We start from the raw sequence: 15,520 nt of genomic DNA on the forward strand, positions 1-15,520 counted from the left end.
ACAGCGGCGGCGCGGGTGCGGGCAGGGGTGCGGGTCACCTCAGGAGCAGGAGAGCGACGGGAGCGGTGGGGGCGTCGATCGGATCGACCGGATCGACCGGATCGACCGGATCGACCGGATCGACTGGATCCACAGGGCCGAGGGGGTCGGCGGCCGGTGTGAACCTGTTCGCGCTGCGCAGCCACAACACGGCACTCGTCCTCGATCTGCTGCGCACGGCGGGCGTCCGGGGTATCAGCCGGCTCGAACTCGCCGACCGCACCGGGCTCACGCCCCAGGCCGTCAGCAAGATCACGGCTCGGCTGCGGGAGGACGGGCTGGCCGCCGAGGCGGGGCGCCGGGCGTCCACGGGCGGCAAGCCGCGCACGGTCCTGCGCCTGGTGCCGGAGGCCGGGCACGCGGCCGGCGTCCACCTGGACCGGGACGAATTGCGGACCGTGCTCGTCGATCTCACCGGGACGGTGGTGGGGGAGCGGCGCGCCCCGCTGGACCTGGGCGCGGGCGCGGACGCCGTACTGACCGCGGTGACACGGGAGACCACGGCCCTGGTCACCGACACGCTCGGCCCAGCCGCCGCCGCGCCGTTCGGCCCAACCGGCCCTGACGCGCTCGGCCCAGCCGCCACCGACCCGCTCGGCTCACCCGCCACCGGGTCGCTCGGCCCAGCCGTCACCGGGTCGCTCGCCGCGGCCGACACCCTCCTGGGGCTCGGTGTCGCGCTGCCCGGCCCGCTCGACCACACCCGGGGGGTGCTGCACCGGGTCACCGGGTTTCCCGAGTGGGACGGGTTCGCGCTGCGGGACGCCCTGGCGCGCCGGGTGGGTGTGCCGGTCGTCGTCGACAAGGACACCAACGCGGCCGCGCTGGAGCTCGCGGTCCGGGGCGAGGGCGGGTCCTTCGCCTACCTGCATCTCGGTACGGGGCTCGGGGCGGGGCTGGTGATCGGCGGAAGCGTGCACCGGGGGGCGCGGACCGGGGCGGGGGAGTTCGGCCACCAGGTCATCCAGCTGGACGGGCCGGTGTGCGGGTGCGGGAACCGCGGGTGCGTGGAGGTGCTGTGTCTGGGGGCGGTCGCGCGAGGGGAGTTGGCGGAGGCGGCGCGGGTGCTGGGGGAGGGCGCCGCGAATCTGGTGGGGCTGCTCGACATCGACCTGGTGCTGCTGGGCGGCCGTACGGTGGCCGCCGATCCTTCGCCCTTCGTACGGGGGGTGGCGGCCGTTCTGGCCGCCCGCGCCCGGCGTGCGGGGGGACGGGAGGGGGTGCCGGTACGGGTTGCCTCCGGCGGGGTGCGGGGGGTCGCGGAGGGGGCGGCGCAGTTGTTGTTGGCACCGTTGTTCGGGCGGGGGGACGGGTAGGCGGGGCTGCCGTGGCCCACGGTGGCGCCAATCGGGCGGCATCGCACGCCCATTCGGCGCCCCGACGGAATGGCGTCGCCCGTCGGCCGCACCCACCCGGCAGGGTCATGTGTTCATGCGACTGTCTTCGTCCGCTCTGCTCTGCCTCGCGACGGCCGCCGCCGTTCACCTCCCGCTCGCGCCCCCGGCGTACGCCGACTCCTGTGAGGCCGGGACCGACGGGAGGGATTTCCCGGTCAGGACCCGGATCCACGACGGGCCCGACTCCTACGAAGCCGGCGGGGGATTCGGCGTCTGGTATCTCGACCTCACCAACGCCACCCGCAGGACCTGCGGAAACATCCACCCCGTCGTCATCCTCGTCGACCAGCGCCGGGTTCTGCGCCCCCGCCAGGCGCGCCTGGAGTTCTACGCCGGGGCCCCCGCGCGCCCGCACCCCGTCCGGTTCGAGGGGACCGACGCCGACGAACTGGTCGGAGTCTTCGACGGCGCGGAGAAGTCCTTCCCCGGTTTCACCGTCGCCCCCGGCGAGACCCTCACCGTGAAGGTGCGGCTCGCGGTCACCTCGGATGCCGAGCCGAACGAGGTCACCGCCAGCGCGGCCGTCGTACAGCGGAAGGAAGACGACGAAGACGACGGCGAGTGGGTCGGGCAGTCGAACGACTACCGGTTCGGCATCTCCACCGAAGCCGCGGCCGATGACCCCACGGCCGATGACTCCACGGCCGATGACTCCACAGCCGGTGACTCCACGGCCGACGAAGCCACAGCCGATCAGCCCTCGCCGAGCCCCGGCGCAGACGTCACCGCACCCGCCGCCGACGCCACCGCACCGGCCGCCGGCCACCTCCCCTTCGCCGACGAACTCGCCAGCAGCGGCCGTGGCCGGACCGCCGCCCTCGCGACCACGGCCCTGCTGCTCATCGTCGTCGGCGCCCTGCTGGTCGCCCGCAAGCGACCCTGAACCCGCTCCCGCCGCCACCTCCGCAAACTGGCCATTCCCTCAAGATCCGGCCTCTGTCTAGGCTGTGCGCACGCAGCACCGCGAACATGCGTACGGCAGGAGATCCCGCACATGGCAGACCGCAGGCCCATCGAGTCGTGGCTCACCGACATGGACGGTGTGCTCATCCACGAGGGCGTACCGATCCCCGGCGCCGACGCCTTCCTCAAGAAACTCCGCGAGTCCGGCAGGCCCTTCCTGGTCCTCACCAACAACTCGATCTACACCCCGCGCGACCTGCACGCCCGCCTGCGGCGCATGGGCCTGGACGTGCCGGTCGAGTCCATCTGGACCTCGGCGCTGGCCACCGCCCAGTTCCTGGACGACCAGCGGCCGGGCGGTTCGGCGTACGTGATCGGTGAGGCGGGCCTGACCACCGCGCTGCACGACATCGGCTACATCCTCACCGACCACGAGCCGGACTACGTCGTCCTCGGGGAGACGCGGACCTACTCCTTCGAGGCCATGACCAAGGCCGTACGGCTCATCGAGGCCGGCGCCCGGTTCATCGCCACCAACCCCGACGAGACCGGCCCCTCGACCGAGGGACCGCTGCCGGCGACCGGTGCCGTCGCCGCGCTGATCACCAAGGCGACCGGCCGGAAGCCGTACTTCGCGGGCAAGCCGAACCCGCTGATGATGCGGACCGGCCTCAACGCCATCGGCGCCCACTCCGAGACCAGCGCCATGATCGGCGACCGGATGGACACCGACGTCCTGGCCGGCATGGAGGCCGGGATGCAGACCTTCCTGGTGCTCACCGGACTGACCAGGCCGGAACAGGTCGACAACTTTCCCTACCGGCCGTCCGTGGTCGTGGATTCGATCGCGGACCTCGTCGACCGGGTCTGAAACCACCCGGACCAAAAACACGACCCGCACGGAGTAATGGGGTCCCCACGAGGATGCGGGGAGGGGGGCCCGGGGGGAGGCTCCAGATGTCTGGAGGTTCACGATGGGTTCACTACGTCTCACTCTCTGTTCCACCGTCCTGGCTGTCGCCGCCCTCACTCCGGCCGCATACGCGACCGACGGCGACGGCGTCACGGTGACCCCGTCCTCCCCGGCCCCCGGCGCCGACGTGGCGCTGCGGGTGAATGGCTGCGCCGTGAAGTCGGCCACCGCGGCCTCGGCGGCGTTCGTGACCGACGCCCGCCTCACCGGCTCCGGCGGCACGCTCGCCGGGGAGACCCGCGTCCGCACCTCGATCAGGGCGGGCTCGTACGACGTGCGGATCAGCTGCGCCGACCTCCAGGTGAAGGACAAGATCACCGTCGGTCACGGCTCGGCGCGGCCGTCCGCCCAGGCCTCCCCGTCCGCCCAGGCGGCCCCGCCCGCGCACGCCTCCCCGGTCGCCCCGGTCCCCGCGGGCGGCGGAGGCACCGCCACTCTCTCCGCCACGGAGGACGCCAGGGCGGCGGGTCCCGGTACGGCGCAGGGAGTGACCGGACTGGTCCTCGTCGGGGTCGCCGCGGTGGCCGTCGCGCTGCTCGGCAGCCGTCGGAGCCGCAGGACGGGTTGACCGGCGATGTCCGACCGAGAACACACCACCGGCACCGGCCGCCTGCTCACCGGCGTGACCTGGGCGCTCCTGCTGCTCGGGCTGTGGATGTGGGGGCGCGAGGTGACCGACGTACGGCACGGCGTGTCAGCGCCGGCCACCGGCGACATGGCGGCGGTCGGCCGTCCCCCGGACGTGCGGCTCCCGCCCCCGTACCGGCCGCTCGGGGGCGCGCTCCCGCAGCGCGTCGACATCCCCGACCTCGGCGTCCAGGCACCGGTCGTGCCCCGCGGCCTGAACGCGCAGGGCGCGATCGATCCGCCGCCCTACGACCAGGCGGGCGTCGTCGGCTGGTACGCGGCCGGGGTGAAGCCGGGGGCGGCCGGGACCGCCCTGATGGTGGGTCACGTCGACACCGAGACCCGGCCCGCCGTCTTCTACAGGATCAGCGCGATGAAGCCCGGGCAGACGGTCAGGGTGTTCCGCGCCGACGGCAAGGTCGCCGAGTTCACCGTCGAAGACGTCCAGGTCGTCAACCGCGACCGCTTCGACGCCCAGCAGGTCTACGGCCCCCGGCAGACCGGGCGCTCCGAGCTGCGGCTGATCACCTGCGGCGGCGCCTTCGACCGGGTCAGCCACAGCTACTCGGCGAACGTGATCGTCTCGGCGTACCTCACGGGCACGGGACGGTGAGGGCGGGCCGCGTGATCGGCCTGCGGGGGCACGCGCGTGCGGCCCCGACCGCCCCGTACGGACAGAAGTTCGACGCGGTGTGCGGGCAGCCGTTGCGTCCCGTACCGGCGTGCGCCCCCCTTGCCGTCGGGGCTGCGACGGCACCCGGAGAACGCTCGCGCGTTCCCATGGCGGACCCGTCTGATGTGTCACGATTGAGGCTTGGAACGGTGCACCCAAGGGGGAGTTGGATGTACGTCAGCAGGGGGGCCGGAACGCGGGCTGCCGCGGCGGTGCTGGGGGCGGCACTGCTGCTCGCAGGCTGTTCCTCGGGCGACGGAGGCGACGGAGGGGAACAGCAGGACGACGGCACCGGCATCGCCCAGCAGCCCAAGGAGACGGACCCCTTCTGGGTCAACCCGGACAGCAACGCCGCGCGGCAGGTGAAGGAGTACGAGAAGGCGGGCAAGACGGCCGAGGCCCAGCAGATCCGCAAGCTCGCCGAGCAGCCGACCGCCGAGTGGATCAGCCCGGAGAACCCCGAGGAACAGGCCCGGGGCTTCACGGAGGCCGCGGTGAAGGCGAACCGGGACGCACTGCTGGTCGTCTACAACATCCCGCACCGTGACTGCGGCCAGTTCTCCTCAGGCGGTGCCGCCGACGGCGACGCGTACCGGACGTTCGTCGACAGGGTGGCCGCGGGCATCGGCGACCGCCCTGCGACGGTGATCCTGGAGCCGGACGCGGTGCTGCACATGGTGGACAACTGCACGCCCCAGCAGTTCCACGAGGAGCGCTACAACCTCCTCAAGGGTGCCGTCGAGAAGCTCACCTCGCTGAAGAGCACCAGGGTCTACCTGGACGCGGGCAACGCCGGCTGGGGCAAGCCCGACGAGATCTTCGGACCCCTCAAGCGCGCCGGCATCGACCAGGCCGACGGCTTCGCGGTCAACGTCTCCAACTACTACGACACCGCGCAGTCCATCACCTACGGCAAGGAACTCTCCTCGAAGGTGGGCGGCAAGCCGTTCGTCATCGACACCAGCCGCAACGGCAACGGGCCCTACGACGGCGGCGACCCGAACAAGCGCTGGTGCAATCCGCCCGGCCGGGCCCTGGGCGAGAACCCGACCACCGAAACGGCCGACCCGCTGGTCGACGCGTACATCTGGGTCAAACGCCCGGGTGAGTCCGACGGCGAGTGCAAGGGCGGCCCGAAGGCGGGCCAGTGGTGGCCCGCCCACGCCCTGGAACTGGCCCAGGCGTCAGACAGGAAATGAGACGGGACCTGGCGTCCGGGGGGCGAACCCGCACCGCCCCCGCTGACCCGACCGGCCACAGCGCTCCCGCACCCGAACGTGAACTCGCGGGAGCGCCACGGCACCTCACCTACGGCACCAGCACCTGGGCACCTCGGCCTACGGCACCTTCACCCACTGCGCCTTCGACGGCGTCCCCCGGTCGTCGTCCACGAAGACCATGTACCACCCCGACGGAACGACGTTCCTGTTCTTCGGCACCGTCACCGTGATCTTGTCCCCGGACGCCTTGAAGTCCAACGCGATGGACCGCTGATCGACATCGGTCACATGTGTCGACGCGCTGGGCCGGATCAACCGCACCTTCTTGATCGACGAGGCGTGCTGGGAGGTGAACGTCCCCGACGCGCCCCGTTCGATCGTCTGCGGGCCACCCGACAGCGAGGGCCGTGAGTCCCGGTACAGATACGGCGGCGTGTACATCTCGATCCGCTGCTCGAACGTGCCCGGCTTGGTGTTCGCCTTGTCGCCGTACAAGGAGTCCGACCCGAAGAACATCACCCTTCCGTCCGGCAACAGCAGCGACCCGGAGTGGTAGTTGCGCCCCACCAGCGGATCGGCGACCCTGTCGAAGGTGTTCCGGTCCGGGTGGTACAGCCGGGCCTGGAGAATGTTGGAGTCGCCGCGCCCCCGGTAGTCCTGCGAACCGCCGGACACCAGCACGGAGTCGTCCGGCAGCACCGAGGCCTGCGGGTACCGGGTGCCCTTCTCCAGCGTCGGCCCGTCCACGAACTTCGGGCTGTCCGCCTTCATGTCGACGATCCGGGTCCGGTTGCTGGACAGCTTCGACTCGCCGACCCCGCCACCGCCGATCACCATGTACTTCTCGTCCTGGGCCGGCGGCAGCAGCACGGTCCCGGACGTCTCCATCCTGTCCGGGTCGCTCAGCCCGGGGATCTTGGTGAACTTGTTGGTGTCCACGTCCCACACCCCGGGGTCGCGGCCCACGTCGTCCGGCCCGTAGCCCGCGTTCGAACCCGAGTACAGGACCTTGCCGTTCTGCAGCAGGAACAGCGCCGGGTACGTCGGGAACTGCATGGTCTTCGGCAGATAGGTCCACTTCTTGGTCTTCGGGTCGAAGACCTCGTTCTTGCCCGGGACCAGCTGGCCGATGTCGTCGAGCCCGGAGACACTGAGGATCTTCCCGTCGCTCAGGGTGGTGAGCGTCGGATACCAGCGGGCCTCCTTCATCGGGTCGACCTTGATGTACTTCTCGGCTATCGGGTCGAACTCGAAGGCGTCACGGATGCCCTGGAAGTCCTTCTTGTCGAGCGCCAGCTTCTGCGCGATGCCGTACGTGTTCTTGGCGTCCACGCCCGACAGGCCCTGGATCCGGTAGTTGTCCTGGGTGCCCGTCTCGTACCGGGCGCCGCTCTTCTGCGCCTCCACGTAGATGCGCCCGAGCCCCGGCGTGTTGCCGAGGAACCTGCCGGTCCGCTTGTCGAAGTTCTTCGTCGCCCGCTCGACCACGACCGGGTCCTTCGACACGAAGGTCTTGCCGTTCTTGGTGCCCACGAACTTCGTGCCCGCGGGCAGCGTGATCGGCTTGTCCGGGTTCTCGTTGTGGACGATCATCAGGCCGCCGGCCTTGGTGACGTCACCCTTCAGCTTCTCGTACCGCTTGGTGCCGCCCGCGATCAGCAGATTGCCGTTGGCGAGCTGGGTGTGGCCGGTGCAGAACAGGTCCTTGGGCGTCGGCACCTTCTTGATGGTGCCCTTGACGGGGTCCCAGACCCGGGTGTCGAACTTCTTGTCGTCGAAGTTCTCCTGGTTGTTGCCCGACCCCGCGACGAGCAGCACCTTCCCGGTGCGCAGCAGCGCCGCGTGGATGGTGTTCTGCCGGTACTCCTCGGGGAACTCGATGATGTCCCACTTGCCGTTCTCGGCTTTGTACTCCGGTCTGTCGATCTGGTACTGGTGGTATTTCTCGGTGCTGAAGCGGTAGAGCCACGGCCCGTTCATCCCGGCCAGCGCGAGCACCACCGCCGTGCCGATCGCGAGTCGACGGGCGCGGCGGCGGCCTGCTCGGTCGTTCATTCCTTACGTCCCCCAAGTCCACCAAGGGCGATCTGCATGGTCTGGTCGCCCGTTTCGTTCGAGGCGGCCCAACTCGGCTTCTGCCGCGGGGCATGCGGGACATGCGGTGCGTGCGGTGCGGGCTGGGGCCCAGTGCGCTGCACGGGCAGCGACTGCGACTCGTGGGCGCCCGCGGCGGCCGCGGGCTGGGCGACGGGAGCCGCGTCCTGCGGCTCCTGTTCGGGCACGGCGGGCTTCTTCCTCGCCTGCCGCAGCTGAAGGCGCCAGGCGAAGATCGGCGTGGCGGTGATCAGCGTGGCGAAGGTCGCCCAGATGATCATCGCGGGGTGCGAGTGCCCGAAGACGAAACCGGCGGTGATCGACGCGCCGAAGATCAGGATGAAGTACCAGTGGTACCGGAAGGTCGCGAACCACCGGTCGGGGCTCGCGGAATCGCCCTTGGGCGTGACCACGAACTTGCTCTTGCGGCGCAGGACGGAGTCGATCAGCGCCTTCGCGTAGAGCGGCGCGGACAGCGCGGACATGGCCATGCCGGCCACACCGCCGGACCCCTCCGGCTCGTGCGGGGAGACGTTGTGCCGGCGGTTCCAGATGTACAGGCCGATCTGCAGCGCGGAGGCGTTGCCGTAGAGCATCAGCCACACGGTCGGGTCGATGTTCACACCCGAGGCGCCCAGGCCCAGGAACAGCGCGCAACTCAGCGCCGCGAGGATCCAGTTGAGGGCCGACATCGGGTAGAAGATGATCATCATCGTGTAGTTGAAGAGCTTGCTCGGCGGCAGCGAGTACCAGCCCTTCCAGTACTGCTTGAGGATCGTCTCGTACGTACCGCGGGACCAGCGCATCTGCTGGGTGAAGAAGTCCGTCCAGGCGCTGGGGCCCTCACCGACCGCGAGCACGTCCGGGGTGTAGACCGAGCGCCACTTCTTGCCCGTCGCGGGGTTCTTGTGCCGGTGGATCTCGAAGCCGGTGGCCATGTCCTCGGTGATCGAGTCGTACAGACCGCCGATCTGCTTCAGCGCCTTGATGCGCACGGCGTTGGAGGTGCCCACGAACATCGGTGAGCCGTAGCGGTTGCCGGCGCGCTGGATCAGCGCGTGGAAGAGGAACTGCTGCGACTCGGCGGCCTTGGTGATGAAGTTGTCGTAGTTGCCGTAGACCTGCGGGCCGATGACGAAGCCGATGTTCGGGTCGCGGAAGAAACCGAGCATCCGTTCCAGGTAGTTGGGCAGCGGCACATGGTCGGTGTCGACCGAGGCGAAGAAGTCGTACTGGTCGCCGTGCGCGTCCAGCCAGGCGTTGTAGTTGCCGTGCTTGGTCTTGGCGCGGTGCGGGCCGCTGGCCTGGTTCCACCGGGCGACGCCCTTGCGGGAGAAGTGGTGCACGCCCAGGCGCTCGCACACGGCTTTGACGGCGGGGTCGTCGCCCTCGTCCAGGAGCCAGACATGCATGAGGCCGCGGTGCCGGATCCGCACCGCGGCTTCCAAGGTCTTCGTCACCATCTCCAGCGGCTCCTTGCCGGGCACGAAGGAGGTGAGGAAGGCGACTCTGGTGCCGGCCTCGGGCACCACCGGTACCGGGTCGCGGGCGACCAGGGTGGCGTGCGCGTTCGACAGCACGTTCATGCAGCGGAAGAACTCGATCAGACCGATCGAGACGAGCATCACCGTGTCCAGCGCGGGCAGCCAGTCGAAGGCCGGGTAGTCACGCTCGGTCCAGTGCTCGGGCTGCAACAGCCAGAACAGCAGCACCAGCGAGAGCAGCGGCGCGGCGGCCAGCATCAGCGCGACCCTGATGCGGTGCGGTTCCTGCGAGAGCAAGGAGCGGTACTGCACTCTGTACGGCTTGGTCGGGTTGGGCTGGGTGAGGGGACCTGCCAGTCGGCTGTAGTGCTCGTAGTCGTACTTCGGAAGCGTCTTCTTTATCCGGCGGAACGCGCCGGTCCGGTGTGAAGGCACCCTGAGCTGGGTGGTCTGGGACGGGTCGTGGTTCTGCCGGGCGCCCGTCGGCGTCGACGTCATGAGTCATCCCCCCACACGTGAGTCACACGTGTCAGTTGTTTCTTTCTTTACGGCTGCTTCGGTCCCCCTAGACCTTCACAGTCGTATCAGCGGTGGGCCACAGTCACCACATCGTCCTCATATGGGACACAGAACTGCGACCTTCCGGTTGCATAATGCCCCCCTCGGCATCACACCTTGAACGGAGTCCCTCTCTCCGTGGCGCACGCAACCGGCTTCGCGCCCCCCAACTGCCGCGAATCCGCAGCATCTTGAACACCAGGGTTCTACGGTGTTCATCATGATCGCAAGATGCCAAAGGCTGCGTTTACCGGTCATACGCGTTCATTGTGGCCCGTGTGGGGGCCTTGTGGAGCCGTTGTGGACAGGAGGATGCAGATGCTGTCGAAGCGCTACGGCCGGGGGTGACCTGCGGTTCCCGTCGGACACCCTCGAGGTCCGGACGTGCGCGACCGAAGGCCGCACGGCACGCCTTGCGTGGCCCGCTCGGATTTACGGTGTGCGGTCACCGGTGGCGGGTGGCGTGAAACGCGCGGTCCCGGCGACGGTCGCGCGCGGAAACGACGATGGCGAGGCCGGTCCGCGTTTCCGCGAACACGCCTCGCCATCGGCATCGTGCGCCGCCAGGGACTCGAACCCCGGACCCGCTGATTAAGAGTCAGCTGCTCTAACCAACTGAGCTAGCGGCGCGCGCTGACCTGCACAACTTTACCGGATGCGGTGAGGTGCTCCGGACCGCCCTGTCGCCGCCCCCGGAGCCCTCGTCCGGCATCCGGCGACGGGACCGCCGTACATCATTCGGACCGTCAACATGCGGGTCCCGAAGACAGTTGAGAAACTGACGAACGAGCACAAGCAGTGACATTTCCACCCGAGGTGTGAGGGGAATCGTATGGCGGCTCCGGTCTTCGAGGAATTCGATCCCGCGAGCGCCTGCGACTGCCTGGCGTGCGTCCACTGGCGTCGGGTGCTGCCGCCGCAGTCCATGGTCGGCCCGCACCCGGCCGCCCACCGGGTGAGGAATGCGGGCCGGAACGTCACGACCGGAGCGCCGGACCCGCCCGCGCCCGCGTCACCCGCCCGGCCTTCCTCGCCGGCCTCGCACGGTGTGCCCGGTTACCCGGGGCGGGCGATGTTCCGGCCGGGCGCGGACAACGAGTACGTCACCCAGTTGGGCCGACAGCTGGCGAAGGAAGGATTCGGCAGGTTCTACGCGTCCGGGCCGGGACCCCGCTGGGGCGAGGCGGACCGGCGCGGCATCGAGGCCTTCCAGCGCGCGCAGGGATGGCGGGGCGGCGCGGCGGACGGCTACCCGGGGCCGGAGACCTGGCGGCGGCTCTTCTCGTAACCCCACGCCGCGGCATGGGACGACCCACGCACCGTCATGGCGCATCTGGCGCGGAGGCTGGAGGCACGCATGAGTACGACCACGTCACACACCCCCGGGTCCGAGGGGCCGCCCCGGCCCGTCCGGCTCATCCAGAACGAGGTGACCACCGAGATCCCCGTCCACCTGCTGTTCCGTGACGAACCCGAACCGGTGCCACTGCGGCCCGCTGTCGTGGGGCGCAGGGAGGGGACGGGGGAGCAGCCGCGGCTGCGCCGGCCGGCTCCCGCGAAGGCGTGCCACGCCCCCCAGGTCGACCCCGCGCTGACGGAACGGCCCGCGCGGGTGCTGCCCGGGGTGGTGGGCGTGGTCACCGGAGCCTGCGCCGTGGCGGGGGGCCTGGTCACCACGTGGTGGGCGGGGGTGCTGCCGCCGCTCGCGGTGCGGGCGTTCGGACTGCCCTCGTACCCGGACGCCGGTCTCGGGCCCGCCCAGTGGGCGGCGTACGCGGGGGCGGGTGTGCTCGGACTGTTCGGCTTCGGCGGGCTGGCCCGGGGCCGGACCGGGCGGGCCTGGGTGCTCGGCCTGTTCGGCCACTACCGGGGCACGGTCCGGCGCACCGGACTGATGTGGGTCAACCCGCTGCTGCTGCGCCGCCGGGTGGACGTACGGCTGCGGCACTGGCGCAGCGAGGAGATGCCCGCGGCCGACGCGAGCGGGGTCGCGCTGCGGGTGGCGGTCCTCGTGGTGTGGCGGGTGCGGGACACCGCGCGGGCCACGCTGGCAGTGGCGGACCACGAGCGGTATCTGCGTGAGTGCGTGGAGGCGGCACTGGCCCGGGTGCCGGTGGAGACGCCCGGCCGGGGGTCCGTCGACGCGGCCGCGGAGAGGCTGACCAGGCTGGTGGCCGAGGACACGACACCGGTCGGGATCGAGGTGTTCTCGGTGCGGCCGTCGCGGGTGGAGTACGCCCCCGAGGTCGCCGCCGCGATGGACCGCCGCCGGATCGCCGCGCTGGACGCCCAGCACCGGGCGACCGTGCTCACGTCCGTGGTGGACTCGGTGGAGGACACGGTGACCCGGCTGACCATGCGGGGGCTGGTGGAACTGGACGACGGCGAACGCAGGGCGCTGGTCAAGGAGCTGACGGTGGCGTTCTGCGCGGGGCGCGGGGAGGCGGGGGCCGTCAGCTGACACAACGGCGAGCGGCACACCCGCACCCTCGACCCCGTGATTGGTATGGACATGTTCAAGCAGCCGCAATAAATTGGGACTTGGTCTAGACCTACCTGCACAGCTCACTGAACCTCCCCCACGTTCTCCAGGAGCGGCAGCATGCGCAAAAAGACCAAGTGGTACGCCGCCACGCTCGGCCTCGCGACGACCGGAGCCCTGATGCTCTCGTCCCAGGGCGCGAGCGGCCACGGCTACACCGACCTCCCCGTCAGCCGTCAGAAGCTCTGCCAGAACGGCTCCGTGACCAACTGCGGCGACATCCAGTGGGAGCCGCAGAGCGTCGAGGGCCTCAAGGGCTTCCCCGGCGCGGGACCGGCCGACGGCCGGATCTGCTCCGCCGGCAACACCCGCTTCGGCCAGCTCGACAGCCCCAAGACCCCGTCGGGCGGCGCCTGGCCCACCACCAAGGTGACGGCCGGCCAGCGCTACACGTTCCGCTGGCAGTTCACGGCCATGCACGCCACCACCGACTTCAGGTACTACGTCACCAAGCCGGGCTGGAACCAGAACCACAACCTGGCCCGCTCCGACCTCAACCTCACCCCGTTCCTGACCGTCCCCTACGGCGGCCAGCGCCCCCCATCCACGCTCTCCCACAGCGGCACGCTGCCCTCCGGGCTGAGCGGCCACCACGTCATCGTCGCGGTCTGGACCGTCGCGGACACGACGAACGCGTTCTACGCCTGCTCGGACGTCACGTTCTGACCTCTCTGACCTCTCAGGAGGACGCCGGAACTCTGAGCCTCACTTGAGCCGGACCGGCACCCTCCCCGGGTACGTTCCCCGTGCGCCGCCGAACGCGACGGCGCACGGACACCGGGGGACACCATGGAAGCCTTCTTCTACGTCGTGCCGTTGCTCATGATCGGAGGCCTGTCCTTCGCCGCGTACACGGTGATCCGCCGAGCCCGGGACGTCAGCAGCGCCTGGAACAGCGGCCTGACCGCCGAGGCGCGCTGCCTGCGGGCGTACACGACGGCCAGCGGCGGCGGAGACACGTCCGTACACACCACGCTGCACCACGTCTACGAGTTCGCCACCCGAGAGGGCCGCGTGGTCCGGTTCGACGAGACGGGCGGACCGGGGACGACCATAGAGGGCGACATCGTCACGGTGCGCTACGCGGCGGACCGTCCCGAGCGGGCCACGGCCAAGGCGCCCGCGCCCGGGAAACTGGCCGCGGGTACGGGCTGCCTGCTGGTGTTCTTCGGGGTGATGATCGCGTGCTGTCTCGGCTTCATGCTGGTGGTCCACGTGATGTTCGACGAGGCGGGCGGATTCATGCCCTAGCCATCCACATCTGACGGTACGTCAACTACCGTGCGCTCCCATGGAGTCCAGTAACCGGGGCACGATCGCGGAGCTCGTCGCCGACCGCTGGGACGACCACCGTCCCGGCCTCTGGTGTGGGGAGCGGGTACTCACGCATCACGAGGTGGCGGCGGGCGCGGCGGCGCGGGCCGAGTTGCTGGCCGACCTGCTGCCGACCGGGGCGCACATCGGGGTGCTGCTCGACAACACCCCCGAGTTCCCGCTGTGGCTCAGCGCCGCCGCCCTGGCCCGGGTGGCCGTCGTCGGCGTCAACCCGACCCGCCGGGGCCCCGAACTGGCCCGCGACATCCTGCACACCGACTGCCGGATCCTGGTCACCGAACGCGCCCACCTGCCCCTGCTGACGGGCCTGGGGCTGCCCTGGGGGTCCCGCGGCGCGAGCTCGGTCGAGCAGGGCGGGCTGTGCCTGCTGGTGACGGACTCGCCGGAGTACGACGACCTGCTCGCCCCCTATGCGGGGGCCCGCCCGGACCCGTCCCGCGCCGAGCCCGCAGACCGTCTCCTTCTCTACTTCACCTCGGGCTCCACCGGCGCCCCCAAGGCCGCGCTCTGCTCCCAGGGCCGGCTGGCCGCGGCGGGCCGCTCCCTGGCGGACCAGTTCGCCGTACGCCCGGACGACGTGCACTACGTGTGCATGCCGATGTTCCACGGCAACGCGGTGATCGCCGACTGGGCGCCCGCCCTCGCGGCCGGGGCGGGCGTGGCGCTGCGGCCGCGGTTCTCGGCGTCGCGGTTCCTGGCGGACGTACGGCGGTATCGGGCGACGTACTTCACGTATGTGGGCCGAGCGGTGCAGTACGTCCTGGCCACCGAGGAGCGTCCGGACGACCGGGACAATCCGCTGCGGCTGGGCTTCGGCACGGAGGCGGGGGCGGTGGACGCGGCGGCCTTCGAGCGGCGGTTCGGGGTGCGGCTGGTGGAGGGCTATGGCTCCTCGGAGGGCGGCGCGGCGATCCAGTGGCGGCCCGGCACCCCGCACGGCGCGGTCGGTCCGGCGACACCCGGTCTGGTGGTTGTCCACCCTCAGACGCACGAGGAGTGCCCGCCGGCCGTCCTCGACCCGACCGGACGGCTGCTGAACGGTGACGAGGCCATCGGGGAGCTGGTCAACCGGGGCCCGAGCCCCTTCGAGGGCTACTGGCGCAACCCGGCGGCGGAGGCGGAGCGGCGGCACGACGGCGGGTACTGGACCGGCGACCTCTTCTACCGGGACGCCGACGGCTTCCTCTATTTCGCGGGCCGCGCCGACGACCGGCTGCGCGTCGACGGCGAGAATCTGGCCGCCGCGATGATCGAGAACGTCCTCGCCCGGTACGAGGGCGCGGTCGCCGTCGCCGTGTACGCGGTCCCGGACCCGGTGACCGGGGACCAGGTGATGGCGGCGGTCGCCGGGGACTTCGAACCGCCGGCCTTCGCCGCGTTCCTGCTCGCGCAGCCGGACCTGGGGATGAAGATGGCGCCCCGGTTCGTCCGGGTCGTGCGGGACATGCCGGTCACCGCCACGAACAAGATTCACCGCGCGGCCCTGCGGAGAGAGGGCTTCGCCTGCGCGGATCCCGTGTGGTGGCGGCCACCGGGGGAGGACGGGTACCGGAGGCTGACCGAGGAGGACCGGGACGGGCTGGTCGCCGAGTACCAGGAGCACGGGCGGGAGGGGCTGCTCAGCGGGTAGGCGCACTGGGAGCCGGGAGCCGGGAGCCGGGAGCCGGGAGCCGGG

At 70.8% G+C, this 15,520-nt stretch carries 12 protein-coding genes, 1 tRNA gene and 1 pseudogene; 11 read left to right on the forward strand and 3 right to left on the reverse strand.

The genetic code is table 11. From position 1 onward, the window contains the following. Window positions 1-158: 158 nt before the first annotated feature. From ACFYRY_RS07935 to ACFYRY_RS07960, 6 genes are all read left to right on the forward strand, one after another. Entirely contained in the window at window positions 159-1,355 is a 1,197-nt protein-coding gene (locus ACFYRY_RS07935) for an ROK family protein (RefSeq protein ID WP_389141355.1), read from the forward strand. A gap of 115 nt (window positions 1,356-1,470) precedes the next feature. After that, window positions 1,471-2,319 (forward strand): hypothetical protein, encoded by an 849-nt coding sequence (locus ACFYRY_RS07940; RefSeq protein ID WP_389141357.1) that lies wholly within the window; start codon window positions 1,471-1,473, stop codon window positions 2,317-2,319. 111 nt (window positions 2,320-2,430) lie between these two features. After that, the gene (locus tag ACFYRY_RS07945) at window positions 2,431-3,210 is read left to right on the forward strand and encodes an HAD-IIA family hydrolase (RefSeq protein ID WP_389141359.1); all 780 of its coding nucleotides are present in this window, start codon (window positions 2,431-2,433) and stop codon (window positions 3,208-3,210) included. Between the two features lie 103 nt (window positions 3,211-3,313). Further along, a complete protein-coding gene (locus ACFYRY_RS07950; RefSeq protein ID WP_389141361.1) occupies window positions 3,314-3,880 on the forward strand; it encodes a hypothetical protein in 567 nt (188 codons plus the stop codon). Between the two features lie 6 nt (window positions 3,881-3,886). Beyond that, window positions 3,887-4,552 carry a class F sortase gene (locus ACFYRY_RS07955; RefSeq protein WP_389141363.1) on the forward strand — a complete coding sequence of 222 codons (666 nt, stop codon included), beginning with the start codon at window positions 3,887-3,889 and terminating at the stop codon, window positions 4,550-4,552. 230 nt (window positions 4,553-4,782) lie between these two features. Next, complete coding sequence (locus tag ACFYRY_RS07960; RefSeq protein ID WP_389141365.1) at window positions 4,783-5,811, forward strand: glycoside hydrolase family 6 protein; 1,029 nt, start codon at window positions 4,783-4,785, stop codon at window positions 5,809-5,811. Between the two features lie 138 nt (window positions 5,812-5,949). Here ACFYRY_RS07960 and ACFYRY_RS07965 read toward each other — a convergent pair whose 3' ends face one another. The 3 genes from ACFYRY_RS07965 to ACFYRY_RS07975 form a co-directional block, all read right to left on the reverse strand. After that, complete coding sequence (locus ACFYRY_RS07965; protein WP_389141367.1) at window positions 5,950-7,887, reverse strand: galactose oxidase-like domain-containing protein; 1,938 nt, start codon at window positions 7,885-7,887, stop codon at window positions 5,950-5,952. Further along, window positions 7,884-9,908: a glycosyltransferase family 2 protein gene (locus tag ACFYRY_RS07970; RefSeq protein WP_389141369.1), complete on the reverse strand. Its 2,025-nt coding sequence runs from the start codon at window positions 9,906-9,908 to the stop codon at window positions 7,884-7,886. Before ACFYRY_RS07970 ends, ACFYRY_RS07965 begins: the two co-directional genes overlap by 4 nt. A 616-nt stretch (window positions 9,909-10,524) precedes the next feature. Further along, window positions 10,525-10,598 (reverse strand) — tRNA-Lys (locus tag ACFYRY_RS07975). Between the two features lie 379 nt (window positions 10,599-10,977). On the opposite strand from ACFYRY_RS07975, the pseudogene ACFYRY_RS07980 reads away from it, so the two are divergent. The 5 genes and pseudogenes from ACFYRY_RS07980 to ACFYRY_RS08000 all read left to right on the forward strand — a co-directional run. Next, window positions 10,978-11,256, forward strand: a pseudogene (locus ACFYRY_RS07980) (peptidoglycan-binding protein); the annotation flags it as partial. 69 nt (window positions 11,257-11,325) lie between these two features. Then, window positions 11,326-12,429 carry an SPFH domain-containing protein gene (locus ACFYRY_RS07985; protein ID WP_389141371.1) on the forward strand — a complete coding sequence of 368 codons (1,104 nt, stop codon included), beginning with the start codon at window positions 11,326-11,328 and terminating at the stop codon, window positions 12,427-12,429. Between the two features lie 141 nt (window positions 12,430-12,570). Continuing rightward, on the forward strand, window positions 12,571-13,176 hold the full coding sequence (locus tag ACFYRY_RS07990; RefSeq protein ID WP_389141373.1) for a lytic polysaccharide monooxygenase: 606 nt from the start codon (window positions 12,571-12,573) through the stop codon (window positions 13,174-13,176). A 123-nt stretch (window positions 13,177-13,299) separates the two neighbouring features. Continuing rightward, window positions 13,300-13,761: a DUF3592 domain-containing protein gene (locus ACFYRY_RS07995; protein ID WP_389141375.1), complete on the forward strand. Its 462-nt coding sequence runs from the start codon at window positions 13,300-13,302 to the stop codon at window positions 13,759-13,761. Window positions 13,762-13,801: 40 nt separating this feature from the next. Next, window positions 13,802-15,475 (forward strand): AMP-binding protein, encoded by a 1,674-nt coding sequence (locus tag ACFYRY_RS08000; protein ID WP_389141377.1) that lies wholly within the window; start codon window positions 13,802-13,804, stop codon window positions 15,473-15,475. Window positions 15,476-15,520: the final 45 nt, after the last annotated feature.

Source organism: Streptomyces sp. NPDC005263 (assembly GCF_042872365.1).
Taxonomy (GTDB): Bacteria; Actinomycetota; Actinomycetes; order Streptomycetales; family Streptomycetaceae; genus Streptomyces.